Source organism: Tissierella sp. (genome assembly GCF_052089545.1).
Lineage (GTDB): Bacteria > Bacillota > Clostridia > Tissierellales > Tissierellaceae > Tissierella_A.
In genome coordinates, this window is sequence record NZ_JBQDAA010000033.1 from 1 (window position 1) to 15,969 (window position 15,969).

At 30.1% G+C, this 15,969-nt stretch carries 14 protein-coding genes and 1 other annotated feature; of the genes, 3 read left to right on the forward strand and 11 right to left on the reverse strand.

Annotated elements, in window-relative coordinates; translation table 11 throughout:
- The 11 genes from ACTHW2_RS04205 to infC form a co-directional block, all read right to left on the reverse strand.
- The coding region (locus ACTHW2_RS04205) for an endonuclease MutS2 (RefSeq protein ID WP_442262508.1) at positions 1–1,281 on the reverse strand (1,281 nt) is incomplete at its 3' end.
- An 11-nt stretch (positions 1,282–1,292) separates the two neighbouring features.
- Complete coding sequence (locus ACTHW2_RS04210) at positions 1,293–3,704, reverse strand: DUF3656 domain-containing U32 family peptidase (protein WP_442262509.1); 2,412 nt, start codon at positions 3,702–3,704, stop codon at positions 1,293–1,295.
- A gap of 20 nt (positions 3,705–3,724) precedes the next feature.
- Positions 3,725–4,276: a cell division protein ZapA gene (zapA, locus tag ACTHW2_RS04215; RefSeq protein WP_442262511.1), complete on the reverse strand. Its 552-nt coding sequence runs from the start codon at positions 4,274–4,276 to the stop codon at positions 3,725–3,727.
- A 102-nt stretch (positions 4,277–4,378) separates the two neighbouring features.
- A complete protein-coding gene (gene pheT / locus ACTHW2_RS04220; protein ID WP_442262513.1) occupies positions 4,379–6,769 on the reverse strand; it encodes a phenylalanine--tRNA ligase subunit beta in 2,391 nt (796 codons plus the stop codon).
- 15 nt (positions 6,770–6,784) lie between these two features.
- A complete protein-coding gene (gene pheS / locus ACTHW2_RS04225) occupies positions 6,785–7,807 on the reverse strand; it encodes a phenylalanine--tRNA ligase subunit alpha (protein ID WP_442262515.1) in 1,023 nt (340 codons plus the stop codon).
- Between the two features lie 94 nt (positions 7,808–7,901).
- Entirely contained in the window at positions 7,902–8,693 is a 792-nt protein-coding gene (locus ACTHW2_RS04230) for a TrmH family RNA methyltransferase (RefSeq protein WP_442262516.1), read from the reverse strand.
- Position 8,694: 1 nt separating this feature from the next.
- Positions 8,695–9,351: a potassium channel family protein gene (locus ACTHW2_RS04235; protein ID WP_442262517.1), complete on the reverse strand. Its 657-nt coding sequence runs from the start codon at positions 9,349–9,351 to the stop codon at positions 8,695–8,697.
- A gap of 13 nt (positions 9,352–9,364) precedes the next feature.
- Complete coding sequence (locus ACTHW2_RS04240) at positions 9,365–10,708, reverse strand: TrkH family potassium uptake protein (protein WP_442262518.1); 1,344 nt, start codon at positions 10,706–10,708, stop codon at positions 9,365–9,367.
- An 89-nt stretch (positions 10,709–10,797) separates the two neighbouring features.
- On the reverse strand, positions 10,798–11,148 hold the full coding sequence (gene rplT / locus ACTHW2_RS04245; protein WP_442262520.1) for a 50S ribosomal protein L20: 351 nt from the start codon (positions 11,146–11,148) through the stop codon (positions 10,798–10,800).
- Between the two features lie 35 nt (positions 11,149–11,183).
- Entirely contained in the window at positions 11,184–11,378 is a 195-nt protein-coding gene (gene rpmI, locus ACTHW2_RS04250) for a 50S ribosomal protein L35 (RefSeq protein ID WP_442262522.1), read from the reverse strand.
- Positions 11,379–11,397: 19 nt separating this feature from the next.
- Positions 11,398–11,931, reverse strand: coding sequence for a translation initiation factor IF-3 (infC, locus tag ACTHW2_RS04255; protein ID WP_442262530.1), 534 nt, complete (start codon positions 11,929–11,931; stop codon positions 11,398–11,400).
- Positions 11,923–12,065 (reverse strand) — a sequence feature (ribosomal protein L20 leader region). (Overlaps the previous gene by 9 nt.)
- 136 nt (positions 12,066–12,201) lie before the next feature.
- On the opposite strand from infC, the gene ACTHW2_RS04260 reads away from it, so the two are divergent.
- The 3 genes from ACTHW2_RS04260 (at position 12,202) to ACTHW2_RS04270 (ending at position 15,866) form a co-directional block, all read left to right on the forward strand.
- Positions 12,202–13,752 (forward strand): ATP-dependent metallopeptidase FtsH/Yme1/Tma family protein, encoded by a 1,551-nt coding sequence (locus tag ACTHW2_RS04260; protein WP_442262524.1) that lies wholly within the window; start codon positions 12,202–12,204, stop codon positions 13,750–13,752.
- A gap of 179 nt (positions 13,753–13,931) precedes the next feature.
- A complete protein-coding gene (locus ACTHW2_RS04265; protein WP_442262526.1) occupies positions 13,932–14,894 on the forward strand; it encodes a P1 family peptidase in 963 nt (320 codons plus the stop codon).
- 225 nt (positions 14,895–15,119) lie between these two features.
- Positions 15,120–15,866 carry an ECF transporter S component gene (locus ACTHW2_RS04270; RefSeq protein WP_442262528.1) on the forward strand — a complete coding sequence of 249 codons (747 nt, stop codon included), beginning with the start codon at positions 15,120–15,122 and terminating at the stop codon, positions 15,864–15,866.
- The last annotated feature ends 103 nt before the right edge of the window (positions 15,867–15,969 follow it).

Consider the following 15,969-nt stretch of genomic DNA (forward strand, 5'->3'; position numbering starts at 1 on the left):
ACCTTCTGTAGGATCAGTACCAGCTCCAAGTTCATCAAATAGTACTAAGGAGTTCCTTTTAACCTTTGAAAGTATATCTACTATATTTACCATATGGGATGAAAAAGTAGACAGTGATTGCTCTATACTTTGTTCATCACCTATATCTGCAAAGATTTGATCAAACACTCCTATTTCAGAATTGAAATCAGCTGGTATATGAAGACCAGATTGTCCCATTAGAACTAAAAGTCCCACAGTTTTCAAACTAACTGTTTTACCTCCAGTGTTGGGACCTGTTATTATTAAAGAATTAAATTCTTTTCCTAAATAAATATCTATGGGCACAATATCTTTTACATTTAAAAGAGGGTGTCTCCCCTTTCTAATATTAACATACCCCTTATTATTCAAAACAGGTTTTGTAGCATCCATATCTAGTGCAAGTTTTCCTTTAGCAAATACAAAGTCCAATTCTTGTAGTAAGTATTGGTTATTACTAATGGCTTCAGCTTCTTTAGCTACCATCTCTGATAAAACTTTTAATATTCTTTCTATCTCTTCTTTTTCTTTTAGCTCTAGTTCACGTATTTCATTATTCAATTCAACTACAGCAATAGGCTCTATAAAAAATGTGGCACCACTACTGCTCATGTCATGAACTAATCCTTCTATACTATTTTTATTTTCTGACTTTACAGGAACTACATATCTTCCCTCTCTCATAGTAACTATATTATCTTGTAAATATTTCTTGTTGTCTTCAGAGTTTATTATTGAGTTTAATTTACTCTTAACAGCTTCGTTTTTACTTACCATCTGCCTTCTAATAGTTCTTAGGGTATGACTTGCTTTATCAGATATTTCATTTTCAGAAATAATAGCATTTGATATCTCATTTTCTATTGTTTTAAATATACTTAAAGATTCTATCAAACCTTCTATAGAAGGATAGTTATTCTCTCTATCTTCTTTTACTTCTTTTATATAGTTTTTTAAACTTCTTGAGACTCTTAAAGAGTCACCTATTCTTAAAAGAGCTCCTGGATTTAAACTACCGCCTTTTTCAGCTCTTTTTACATCTGCTTTTATACTATTTATACCATATAAAGGAGGTGCTCCTTTTTTAATTAGCAAAGTTAAAGATTCATTTGTTTCTTTTTGAAGCTTTTCTATTTCACCTACATCTGTTAATGGTTCAATATTTTTCGCCCTATTTTTTCCAAGTGTTGATTCACACTTTTTAATTAAAAGATCTAATATCTTTTCATATTCTAATGATTTAAAAGTTTTTTTATTCACATTATCACCTCTTATACTACTCCTCTAAAGAAATGTCCCTTAGTAATCTCAGTAGTATTTTTAATATCTTCGATAAAGTTTCTTGCCTTACTTTCATCCCATTTATCCTTTATAGAATCATAGTAAGCTCTTTGTATCTTTTCTATACTATCTTTTTCAATTGTAAAATCTAATCTACATATGTTTACACCAGAATTATAAATCTGTTCTATACTATCTAATACCATTAAAGGTACGCTATTATATATAGTTGTAACACTATCTTTTCTAGACATATAAAATGTTTTGTTCATTCTGTCATTTAATCCATATCCATCTGCAAAGTTACATGTTCCACATTCACTGTCATCTTTACAAGCTTTAACTAAAGCCATAGGACATGTTTTTGTTGTCATCACAGGCAGGTATCCATATGTTATAGTTTCTAGATCTCCGCCTACAAGGCTTTCTATCTTTTTTATTTGCGTAAGATTCAGCTCTGGAGACAGTGTCATGCTATCTATATTCATCTTTCTTAATGTATTTACCGTATAGCTATTGAATACATTTAGTCCAATATCTGCATGTGTTTTTAATTCATAATTTTCTTTAATAAATTGTATTGTCCCAAGGTTTTCTAGACTTATTCCATCTATTTTATCTTTTATAGGTTCTAGAATTCGTTCTAGATCTTTAAAATCATCTTCGTATAATATCTTTTTTGTAGCTATAAAAGTATCTATATCTTTTTCTTTTAATCTATCAACTACATCTTCTAAGTTGTTTTCTGAAGGAAGATATATTCTATCAATCTTATCTAGATCCAGATTTTCAAATTGTTTTAGGTTATCTATTCTAATAGATAATTTTCTTTCTTTGTTTTTATCTTCTTTTTTTATCTTTAGTACTTCTTTTCTTTTTTCTTTATATTCTTCATCATTAAACCTTTTCCTCTTATTTTTATCTTGCAAATAATTATTTAAGTCTAAGCTCGCCTCTCTTCTTAACTCATTTAAAACACTGAGAGGTAAAAATGCATTTTCATCTAAATTTATATTGAATTCATTTAATGTAAACTGAGTATCACCAAGTTTTGAAAGTTGTTCTTTTACCTTCATCTCTGTTAATCCTTTATTCCTAGCTGTTTCCACTAGGAATTCAACTTCTATTTGATTTTCATAACCCTTGTAAGTCAATTTTAAGCTTGGTCTTTCTCCTATTTTAATATTTACTTCCATATCTATAGGATATATATTTTTGTTTTCTTTGTATGACTCTTGGGCCTTATCTAGAAGTTTTATGCTAGAAGATTTATATACCTTTGTATTTCTTTTTATATTACCAATTTTTTTAATAGTAACTGTTTCACCTTTTTCCCCTGAAATAGGCGACTTCATTCCTTTACCTTTACCATTAACTAAATTAAATTCAATGCCGTCTTCTTTTTGGAGATTGTTTTCTAATAAAATATACACAAAATCTCTATCACTATTTATAACTTCTCCAAGTAGTGTCCCTTTATTATCTGGCCTATCCATAGATATAAAATCTTTCCCGAAATCTCCAAGGCCTACTCCTTTTGTAAATCCTCTATTGAAAATTTGTTCTACTTCCTTTTTTTCTTCTTCTGAAATATCAACATTTTCATCTATAGCTTTTCTATAAGCTTTTACTATAGTCGCTACATATTCTGGCCTTTTCATTCTACCTTCAATCTTTAAAGATCCAATACCTGCTTCTATAAGCATATTTGTATATTCTAATGTATTCAAGTCTTTTGGACTTAATAGATGTAATTCTTCCCAACCTTCTACTAGCTCTCCATTTTTATCTACTATAGAGTATGGCATTCTACAAGGTTGTGCACATTTTCCTCTGTTTCCACTTCTACCACCTATTACACTACTCATTAGACATTGTCCTGAATAGGACACACAAAGTGCTCCATGAATAAATCCCTCTAATTCTATGGAGCTTCCTTTTCTTATTCTTTTGATTTCTTCTAAGGGGGTTTCTCTAGCTAATACTACCCTTTTAAAACCTATTTCTTCTAAAAGTTTGACGCCTTCTAAATTATTTATAGTCATTTGTGTACTTGCATGTATATCTAAATCTGGAAATAATTTTCTAACACAATTAGCAAGTCCTATATCTTGTACTATTATGGCATCTACATCTGCTTCATATAAAAACCTTATAAAATCTAAGACTTCTAACATTTCTTTATCATCTATTAATATATTTATAGTCACATAAACTTTTACATTATTTATATGAGAATATTTTACTGCTTCTTCTAATTCTTCATAACCAAAATTAGAAGCAGACTGTCTTGCATTAAAAAGTTTACCACCTAAATATACTGCATTAGCCCCATTTTGGACAGCTGCATATAAGGATTCCATACTGCCTACTGGTGCTAAAAGTTCTGTGTTATAATTCACTTTTTATATTTTCCTTTCTTTTAAGAACTTGTTTTCTCATCTAAGAGTCTCAAATATTCATTTAGTTCTTTTTTAATATCTACAATTTCTAATTGACTTTCATAGTTTTTATCTTGAAGCGATTTAATCGTATCTTCTTTTTCAACTATTTCTTCATCTCGTAAATTTATTTTTTCTTTTAACTCTTCTAATTCAAGTTCTGTTTCTTCACTTTTTTTATCATATTCTGTGATTTGCTTTCTATACTCTTCAATCATATTGTTTAAAGTTTCTATCTTTTCTTTGCTTTCTTCAAGTTCTTCACATACATCGTCGTATTTATCTAATGGATCCTTAGCCTTAAGTTTAAGATCTTCTAACTCTTTTTCTTTTCGCCTTAATTCGTCTGCTATGTGAAGTGCTGCCAATGTAGCTGTCATAATTTGGCTTAATCTATCATTTTTAGAAGATACTTCTTTTATTATTTTATCTACATAAGAAGCTATGCTTTCAATATATTCTTGACTTCCTTCACCTACCATGGTAAAGTTACGACCATCTATTTGTACATTTACTTTCCTTTTATCTGTCATAACTCCACACCCCCTATTAGTTTATATATTTATTATACTATATAATCTCATATATTCCTTGATATTTTAAAAAAAGAGGTAGATATCTACCCCTTTTTAATTTTAGCTTCTGAGTTTAGCATCAAATGTATTTTCTAGATCTTCGACAATTAAGCTTTGGATTTCTTCTACTTCTTTGTCTTTTAAAGTTCTTTCATAAGATCTATAGTTAATTGAAAGCGCTACACTCTTCATATTCTCTTGAATTTGATCTCCTCTATATATGTCAAACAATTTAATATCTTCAATTAAACCCTTACCATGTTTTAAAATAAGTTTTTTAATGTCTCCAAATAAAATATCTTCATCAAGCACTACTGCTATATCTCTAGATGTAGAAGGATATTTTGGAAGTGATTTATGTTTTCTTTCAAAATTTGAGAGTTCTATAATTTTTCCAAAATCTAACTGTCCAATATAAACTTTAGATTTAATATCATAGTTTTCACATACGTCAACATATACTTCTCCAATCGTTCCTATATTTATTCCTTCTGCTATTACTTTAGCAGTTCTTCCAGGATGAAATACTGGATCGTCTTCTTCTCTTTTATATTCTATATTTATAATACCCATCTTATTTAAAACTTTTTCTACAGTTTCTTTTAAGAAATAAAAATCCTTATCTCCATAAAAACCTATAGATAAAATTTTCTTTTCCTTCGGAAGTTCTTCTATTGGAAGATTTTTAGGTATAAATATATTACCTAGCTCAAATGCAAATGCATTTTTTACACTTCTATTATAGTTCCTACTAAATAAATCCATCATTGTAGGAATTAGAGTAGTTCTCATAATACTAAAGTCTTCTCCAAGAGGGTTAATGATCTTTATATATTCTCTTAAAGAACTACTTTTGTCTATATTTATTTTATCATAAGTTTTAGGACTTATAAAAGAATAAGTCATAACTTCATTATATCCAATTCCAAGCAAAATATCTTTCGCCTTGTCTTCTATAGTTTTAGACATTGGCTTTAAGCCCCTTGTCAATTCTCCAACTAAAGCTTTACTTTCTATATTATGAAAGCCATACAGTCTACCTATTTCTTCTATCAAATCTGCCTCTATAGATATATCCATTCTGCGAGTAGGAACGGTGGTATATATAAGCCCTTCTTTATAAACTGATTTTAATCCTAAAAGATTTAAATACTTTATCATAGTATCTACATCTATTTCTAATCCTAAAAGTTTATTTGCTCTTTCAGGCCTTAAAGAAATTCTTTCTTCTTCTCTTACCTCTTCATACCTATCTATATTGGAAGCTATAACAGTTCCAGAATCTGTAAGTTCTATAAGTTGACATACCCTATCTACTGCTGGTTTACAAAGGTTTGGATCTAGTCCTTTTTCAAACCTGTTAGAAGCTTCTGACCTAAGAGCTAGTTTTTTAGATGTAAGTCTTACACTCTTAGGATTGAAATTTGCTCCCTCAATAAGTATTAAACTTGTGTCTTTTGTGATTTCAGAATCAAATCCACCCATAACTCCCGCTATAGCTATAGGATTTTTTTCATCTGCTATGACTAAGTCTTCTTCATCAAGTTTTCTAGTTTCTCCATCTAAAGATATAAGTGTTTCACCAGCTTTAGCTTGTCTTATTATTATCTTTTTCCCATTTATTTTTTCTAAATCAAAAGCATGAAGTGGTTCACCAAACTCTAACATTACAAAGTTTGTTATATCAACTATATTATTTATAGGTCTTATCCCAGCTTCCATAAGTCTCATTTGCATCCACATAGGTGAGTCTTTTATAATTACATCTTTTACTACTTTTGCATAGTATCTATTGCAGTTTTCACTTTCTATTTTTATATCTTTTACATAGTCAGATATATCATCTACTCCATTAAGCTTTATCTCTGGTTCTTTAAGATCCAGTTCAAAACTTGCAGCTGTTTCTCTTGCCATTCCCATCATACTTAGACAATCTGGTCTATTAGGAGTTATTTCAAACTCTATTACTTCATCATCTAAATTGATTGCATCTATTATATCTGTTCCTAAAGGATACTCCTTATCTAATATAAAGATTCCCTCTTTCATCTCCTTGGAAATAACATTTTCATTAAACCCAAGTTCTTTTAAAGAACAAAGCATCCCAAAAGAATCTACTCCTCTGAAATTTGTTTTTTCTATTTTTATATCTCCAGGAAGTATACTTCCTACAGTTGCTACAGGTACATAGTCTCCTATTTTTATGTTTTTAGCACCTGTTACTATGTCAAGTACTACTGTTTTTATATCAACTTTACATATAACAAGTTTATCAGCATCAGGATGTTTTACAATATCCATGATTTTTCCTACAACTACTCCTTCAACACCTTTGTCCATAGAATCAATAGACTCAACATGAGATCCAGAAAGTGTAAGACCGTCCGCTAATTCCTTTCCATTTTTTTGTGTATCTATATAATCTTTTAACCATCTTATAGGTAATAGCATTTTTTCCCATCCCTTCTAGAATTGTTTTAAAAATCTCATATCATTTTCAAATAATAATCTTATATCATCTATTCCATATTTCACCATAGTAATTCTGTCAATTCCCATGCCAAAAGCAAAGCCGGTGTATTTTTCTGAATCTATTCCGCAGTTTTCTAATACTTTTGGATGAACCATTCCGCAGCCTAAAAGCTCCATACTCCATCCTGTAAAACTACACTCCTCGCAACCTTCTCCTCTACACTTTATACATGAAACGTCTACTTCGGCACTTGGTTCAGTAAATGGAAAGTGGTGTGGTCTATATCTAGTTTCCATATCTTTTCCAAATAATTCTTTTATAAATATATCTAAAGTATGGATTAGATTTGCCATTGAAATATTTTCACCAATTACAAGTCCTTCTAATTGATGAAACATTGGAGAGTGAGTATCATCTACATCATCAAATCTAAATGTCCTACCAGCAGATATTATTTTTAAAGGTGCTCCCATTTCTTTCATAGCCCTAATTTGAACAGGTGATGTATGAGTCCTTAAAAGCAGTTCATCATTCAAATAGAAAGTATCAGATAAATCTCTAGATGGATGGTTTTCTGGTGAATTTAGTGCGTCAAAATTATTTTTAACTGTTTCAATCTCTGGTCCCTCTACAACAGTAAAACCCATGCTTATAAATAGGTCTTCTAGTTCATCAATTGTTTTTAAAAGAGGATGACGGTGACCTACCATTATCTCATCTGTATCTATTGTTATATCTATTTTTTCTTCTTCTATTTTTTCTCTTTTAGCCTTATTTATAAGTTCTGTCTTTATTTCTAAAAGCTTTTTTTCTATTTCTTGTCTAATATCGTTAGCAATTTGACCAACTACTGGTCTTTCTTCTTTGCTTAACTTTCCCATATCTCTTAATACTAAAGTAAGTTCTCCTTTTTTCCCTAAAAACTTTATTCTAAATTTCTCTAGTTCATCTAGAGTTTTTAGCTCTAAGATATCTTCAAGTGCTCTCTTTTTTATTTCTTGCAGCTTTTCTTTCATTGTTTCCCTCCATAGTACTAAATGTTTTATTTCACATTAGTATTTTTTAAAACATATTATCTATTATAACAAACTTTATCAAATTTTAAAAAGACTAATTTCTACTTCTCATTCCTTCATACATTATAATAGAAGCTGCTACTCCTGCATTTAATGATTCTGCTTTTCCAGGCATAGGTATCTTTACTGCTTTAGTAGCCAATTCTATTATATCATTCTTAACTCCATTTGCCTCATTGCCTATGACAATTATAGCACTTGAAGAAAGATCTTTCTTTGATAATCGTTTTCCATTTAGAGATGTAGTTATTATATCTATATTTCTTTTTTTAACATCATTGAAAAATATTTCATTGTTTTTTATATTGTATATAGGAACCCTAAATATAGATCCCATAGTAGATCTTACTACTTTAGAATTATATGGATCTACAGATCCAACTCCAAGTACTATAGCATCTATATTAAATGCATCAGCCGATCTTATTATAGTTCCAAGATTACCAGGATCATTTAATCTATCTAAAAATATAATAAGAGGATTTTCTTTTTTATAAATCTCTTCTATCCTTTTTTCATCGAATTCAACTACAGCTAATACTCCTTGTGGATTTTCTAAGTCTGATATTTGTTTGAATAAAGTCTCTGAAATCTTGATAGTTTGTTTTTTATTCTTTATTTGCATAAAGAAATCTTCTCCACTATCTACTCTGAGTAACATTTCACTAAAAAGTATGTATTTAATAGGTACAAAGTTATTTAAAGCTTCTTCTATTAGCTTTATTCCTTCTATAATGAAGAGTTTTTCTTTCCACCTATTCTTTTTTCTTGATAAGCTTTTTATTTCCTTTATAATAGAGTTTTTGCTAGAACTAATCTCTAACATATTATTCGCCTACTCTCATCTCTATTTTTTTTACATCTTCTGTAGAGCCTATTATTATAACAATATCCCCAGTTTTAATCTCATCTTCAGAACTTGGAGATACGTTAACCTTTTCGCCCCTTTTAATAGCTATAACATTGACACCATACTTGTTTCTAAGTCTTAATCCTTTTAAATCTTTTCCTACCCAAGTTTTCAACGCCTCTATTTCAAGTATTGAAAACTCTGGAGATATTTCTATATAATCCAATATGTTTCTTGAAGTCAAATTGTGAGCAACCCTGCTACCCATATCTCTTTCAGGGAATATAAGTCTATCTGCTCCAATCTTTTTTAGAACCTTTCCATGTAGTTCAGTTTGAGCTTTTGCAACTATTCTTTTAACTCCTAACTCTTTAGCCACAAGTGTAGCCATAATAGATGCTTGTAAGTCTGAACCTATACTTACTACTACTGCATCTATGTTTCCAATCCCTAAATCTCTTAATACAGTTTCATCCATTACATCTGCTTCTACAGCATAAGTTACTATTGATGATACTTCTCTAATAACTTCCGGATCTTTATCTATAGCTAATACTTCATTTCCAAGTTCTGAAAGTACCTTTGAAACTGCAGTTCCAAATCTACCTAAACCTATAACAGCAAATGATTTCATAATTTAACATCTCCTATCCTACTATTATGTTTCCTTCTGCCTCTCTATACTTTTTATGCTTTCTTCTACGTCCAAATGCAAAGGCCATAGTAAGTGCTCCAACTCTTCCTATATACATTGTAATGGTTATTAATATTTTCCCTACAATAGATAGGGAAGGAGTTATTCCTCTAGTTAATCCTACAGTTGCAAAAGCAGAAGTTGTCTCAAATAAAACATCTAAAAATACAGCTTGTTCAGTTATAGTTAGTATAAAGGAAACTGTAATTATCCAAGTAAGTCCTATAATTATAATAGCTAAAGCTTTATTTATAACATTTTCTCCTATTCTTCTATTAAACACTCCAACATCTTTTTCTCCTTTTATTGTAGAAAATGTGGTAAGTATTAAAGTTCCAAAAGTAGTTGTCTTTATTCCTCCTGCAGTAGAAGCTGGTGATCCACCTATAAACATAAGCATTATCATTAAAAATGCCGATGTATCTTTAATAGATGAAATTGATACTGAGTTAAATCCTGCCGTTCTAGTTACAGTAGATTGGAAAAAAGATGATGTTATTTTTTCAACTGTATTAAGTTTTTCTAATGTAAAAGGATTATTGTATTCTATTAAAAAGAAAAATACTGTTCCAATTAAAAGAAGTAAACCCGTCATAGATAAAACAAATTTTGAATGTATATTTAGTTTTTTAAATCTTTTTTGATTATAGACATCTATATAAACGGCAAATCCAAGACCGCCTAATATTATAAGGCTACAAAGAATTATATTTATCCATATGTCCCCTACAAAAGGTGCAATGCTGTTTCCTAGAATATCAAAACCCGCGTTGCAAAATGCAGAAATAGAATGAAATATAGAAAACCATATTCCTTTAGTCCTTCCATATATAGGTATAAATTTAACAGATAAAAGTAGTGCACCTATAAACTCTATAGCAAATGTAATAAATATTACATATTTAGTCAGTTTAACAAGTCCACCTATAGTCTCTTGATTTAACTGTTCTTTTATAGCCAGCCTCTCTTTTAATCTAATTTTTTTACCCATAATTAAGGCTACAGATGTGGCCATAGTCATAATCCCAAGGCCCCCTATTTGAATTAAGATTAAAATAACTATTTGACCAAATAAAGACCAGTGTTCAGCTGTATTTACTACTATAAGGCCAGTAACACAAACTGCTGAAGAAGCAGTAAATAGTGCATCCAAAAATCCTATACTTTGAGCATTTTTAGATGCTATAGGAAGACTTAAAAGTATAGTACCTATAATAATCAAACTTAGAAACCCAGCTGCAAGAACTGCTGGAGGGTTTAATTGAAATTCTAATGTTTTTCGTTTTAAGTAGTTCATCTTTGCCTCCATAAAAATTAGATTCAAATATAGTTTATCACTTATTAAGCTTTTTAAAAAAAGAAAAAGTCCCTATCAGGAACTTTTTCTTAGTTACTTTTTGCCATTTCTACTAGTTTTGTAAAACCAGCGGCATCATGTATAGCCATCTCTGATAGCATTTTTCTATTAATTTCAACATTTGCTTTTTTAAGTCCATTTATAAATTTGCTATAGCTCATTCCATTTGCTCTAGCTGCTGCATTTATTCTTTGAATCCAAAGTTTTCTAAATTCTCTTTTTCTTTGTCTTCTACCTATAAATGCATAATTTAATGATTTCATAACAGCTTGATTAGCAGGTCTAAATAATTTACTTTTAGCTCCATAATAACCTTTCGCTTGTTTTAATACTTTTTTATGTCTTTTCTTAGCATTTACGCCTCTTTTTACTCTTGCCATTGTTAAAAACTCCTCCTAATATCTAAATAAACTTTTTATCTTGGTAGCATTGAATCGATTCTTTTTTGGTCACCTTTACTTACTAGAGTACTTTTTCTTAAGTTTCTAATTCTTTTAGCTGATTTATGACCAGTTAAGTGACTTCTATATGCTTTGTGTCTTTTTAATTTTCCTGAACCTGTTCTTGAAAATCTCTTAGCAGATCCTCTGTGTGTCTTCATTTTTCCCATCTAATTTTTCCTCCTAAACTTACTCTGCTTTTGGTACTAGAAACATTGTCATGTTTCTACCTTCTAACCTCGGATGTTTCTCTATAACTCCTGACTCTTTTGTAAGATCAGCGAAGTCTTTTAAAACTACTTTCCCAATATTTGTATGGCCCATTTCACGACCTCTAAATCTTACTGAAACTTTTACTTTATCGCCAGATTGTAAAAATTCATTAGCTCTTCTAGCTTTAACATTTAAATCATGTGCTTCAATATTTGGAGTAAGCCTTATCTCCTTTACATTGATAACCTTCTGATTTTTCCTTGCTTCTTTTTCTTTTTTTGCTAACTCATATTTGTACTTACCATAATCCATGATTTTACATACAGGGGGTTTAGCATTTGGAGCAACTTTAACTAAGTCTAAATCTCTTTCTACTGCCTTATCCAATGCTTTTTTAATATTGACGATTCCATGTTGTTCCCCATTTGAATCAATTAATCTTACTTCCCTCTCCCTGATTTGCTCATTGATTTGAAGTTCTTTAATAATGTAGCACCTCCCAAAAATAATAAAAAGCCGGTATAAAAATACCCGCTCTAAGTTTACATGAACAATAAATCTTATATATATAAGATTTATATTTCTCTAACTGACCTTATGAGCCCAAGCTATAAGGTGAGAAGCGGAAACTTCTACTTGCAATTTTTATTTAATTTTCTTTTCCCTATTATCATATGCTAAAAATCAAGCTTTGTCAACTTTTTTAAAAAATATATTTTTTTATTATATTTTAGTATTAAATGGACACACTAAAATTACTAAACTACGGGAGGAGATAACTTGAAAGGTAAAAAAATAATTTTCTTTTTTCTGATACTTGGGATTATATCATCATCCCTTTTGATTTTAAACTTTTTCACACCTATAAAAGATTTAGAAAATATAAGTAATAGAGATATTATAGCTGTTTTTTCTATCACTATTATAATATTCTTTTTATATAAAAGTTACAATTCTAAACCACAACTTGTACCTTCTATACTTACGACAGAAAAAACAGATAATAACCATATAGATAAACCTGATATATCTTTTAAGGATGTAGCAGGTCTTGAAGAAATTAAAGAAGAACTGCAAGAAACTATAGATTTTATGAACAATTCTTTTAAATACAAAAAGATGGGTGCTAAAATTCCTAAGGGTATAATGTTTCATGGCCCTCCTGGAACAGGAAAAACTCTTCTTGCCAAAGCAGTGGCTGGCGAAACAAACTCTAACTTTTTTTATGCTAGTGGATCAGAATTTGTTGAAAAATATGTCGGTGTAGGAGCTAAAAGAGTCAGGACTCTTTTTGAAAAGGCAAAAAAGGATGCTCCAAGTATCATATTTATAGATGAGATTGATGCTATAGGAACAAAACGTAATACAGAGTCTAACAATGAAAAAGATCAGACATTAAATCAGCTCTTAGTAGAACTAGATGGATTTAATAATAATGAAACAGTTATAGTTATAGGAGCTACTAATAGATTAGACCTGTTAGATGAAGCTCTTTTAAGGCCTGGAAGGTTTGATAGACATATCCATATAGGTAACCCTAACACTAATGCTAGAGAAAAAATATTAGAAGTTCATACAGCTGATAAGCCCTTGTGTAAAAAAATAAGTATTAAAGATTTAGCTAAGAAAACTACTGGTCTTTCAGGGGCTGAACTTGCCAACATTGCAAATGAAGCAGCTATTATAGCTGTTAGAAACAAAAAAAACTTAATTTCTAATATAGAGTTTGACTCTGCTATTGAAAGGGTCATAGCTGGGCTTGAACTTAAACATCCTAATGTACTTCTAAAAGAAAAAGAAACCGTAGCCTTTCATGAGGCGGGCCATGCTTTAGTATCAAAAATATTAAATACAGATATAGTTCAAAAAATATCTATAATTCCTCGTGGTAAAGCCCTTGGATATGTTTTAAAATTTCCAGAAGAAGAAAGATATTTACACACAAAAAGAGAACTTGAAAATAAAATTATATGTCTTTTAGCAGGAAGAGCTGCTGAAGAGGTAGTTTTTAAAGAAGTTACTACAGGAGCTAAAGACGATCTTAGTAAAGCTACTAATATAGCTAGAGAAATGGTATGTAGCTATGGAATGACAGCTATGGGACATTTAGCTTTGGATGAAGTATATATAAGATACAATTATGACTTTATTCGTAAAGAAATAAAAATTATAACTGATGATGCATACTTTGAAGCTAAAAAGATTGTAGTTGAAAATATTGATATCCTCAATGAGATATCAAAAGTTTTGATGGATCAAGAAACTATAGATAGTGAAGAGTTAGATGTAATATTTAAACAATATAAAGCTAAATTTAATTATGCAACATAAAAAAAGCTGTCTCTTTTGAGACAGCTTTTTTAAATAAGTATGAAGATATTGTGAACCCTTTATCCATATAAATCCCTTACAAATAAATTTTTAAAAATATGAAGTTAAAATTATCCTTATCTTCTGATATAATTATAGAATACTTATCTAAAAACAATATAAATGAAGGGAGGATTTTTATGTATTCTGGATATTTAACTGATGTGGAAGGCATAAAAGTAGGTCATCACCATTCCAAAAATGGAATGACCGGTTCAACTGTAGTAATATACGAAAAAGGTGCAACAGGTGGCGTAGACGTAAGAGGATCAGCCCCTGGGACACGAGAAACAGATCTTTTTAAAGCGGAAAAAATGATAGATAAAATACATGCAGTTGTATTATCTGGAGGATCTGCATTTGGACTTGATGCGGCATCAGGAGTTATGAACTATCTAGAAAAAAAAGACGTAGGTTTTGATGTAGGTGTTACAAAGGTACCAATTGTATCTTCAGCTGTCATATTTGACCTTAATATTGGAAACTTTAAAATAAGACCAGACTCAAATATGGGCTATCTTGCCGCCAAATCTGCACATACTAAGGAAAATACTCAAGGAAATATAGGAGCTGGTATGGGAGCTACTATAGGTAAAATATTAGGTCCTAAAAATGCCATGAAATCTGGCCTAGGATCGGCGAGTATAAAGATTGGTGACCTAGTAGTATCTGCTTTAGTAGTAGTCAACAGTTTTGGAGACATATATGATTTTAAAACTAACAAACAAATTGCAGGAGTATATGATTATAAAGAAAATAAGATTTTAAATACAATAGATATAATGCAATCAAAGGATAGTAATTTAGGTTTTAATGTATCAAATACTACAATAGGCATAGTAGCTACAAATGCAATACTCACAAAATCTGAATGCAATAAGATTTCTCAAATGGCTCACAATGGATATGCAAGGTCTATAAATCCAGTGCACACTATGGTAGATGGGGATACTATATTTTCTATGGCAACTAATAAGATTGAGACAGATATAAATTTAGTGGGTGTTTTAGCTTCTGAAGTTATGAGTAGAGCAATTACAAACGCTGTAGTCTTTGCTAAAAGCGCAGGAGGATTAAAATCATATAAGGATATTTGGGCCTAAACCTCCAATTAATACAGTGAAGTGATTCTTATCTATCTAAGCTTCCGCTAGACACCATATTAGTATAATAAACAACTAATCCTTGTATCAATCTATAAATCAAATTACAATTGTTTTATAAAATAATAATATAGACAATATCTAAATAGAATTGGACTACTTAATGTATAATTTAATATAAAAAACGACTGGTAACTTTAAAAGTACTAGACCGGAGGGATTAACATGATAAAAAAGAGTTTAAACATTAGAAGGCTTACGATTATAGGGGTTTTAGGGGCTATTTCAGTTATCCTTGGTATGACACCCCTAGGCTTTATACCTGTGGGACCAACCAGAGCTACCATAATGCATATACCTGTTTTAATAGGTGCAATAATGGAGGGACCAATAATTGGTGGATTTGTAGGACTCATATTTGGTTTATTTAGTATATTCCAAGCAATTACTGCCCCTACACCTGTATCATTTGTATTCTATAATCCATTAGTATCTATTTTGCCAAGAGTCCTTATAGGTATAACAACTTATTATACTTACAGTGCTCTTAGGAAATTAGGAAATAAGAGAAGCATGGGTATCTTATATACTATTTTTATAGGAATAATATCATATTTATCTTATGGAATATATAAAAATATAATTTCTTCTAGAAACACTTGGATAACTATAATGAATAGTGTTTTAATTTTATTATCTTTAGCAATTTTATATTTTATACACAACAGGTTTAAGGATAAGGCATTAGATGTTATAATCTCTACAATAGTGGGTACATTAACAAATACCCTAGGGGTTCTAAGTATGATATACTTTCTATATGCTGAAAAATTTGTTGAAGCCCTTGGAGGAAATGTAGATACAGCTAGAAAAATAATAGTTGGCATAGGTATAACCAATGGAATACCAGAGTCTATAATAGCAATTATTATAGTTACAGCTGTAGTTAGCAACATAAAAGCAAAAAAATAAAAATTCAATAAAAAAATATTTTTTTATTGAATTATCAAAATACTTTAATAATTCTTCCATAGAATAAGCCTCTCTCAAACCCGTTTGAGAGAGGCTTAGTCTA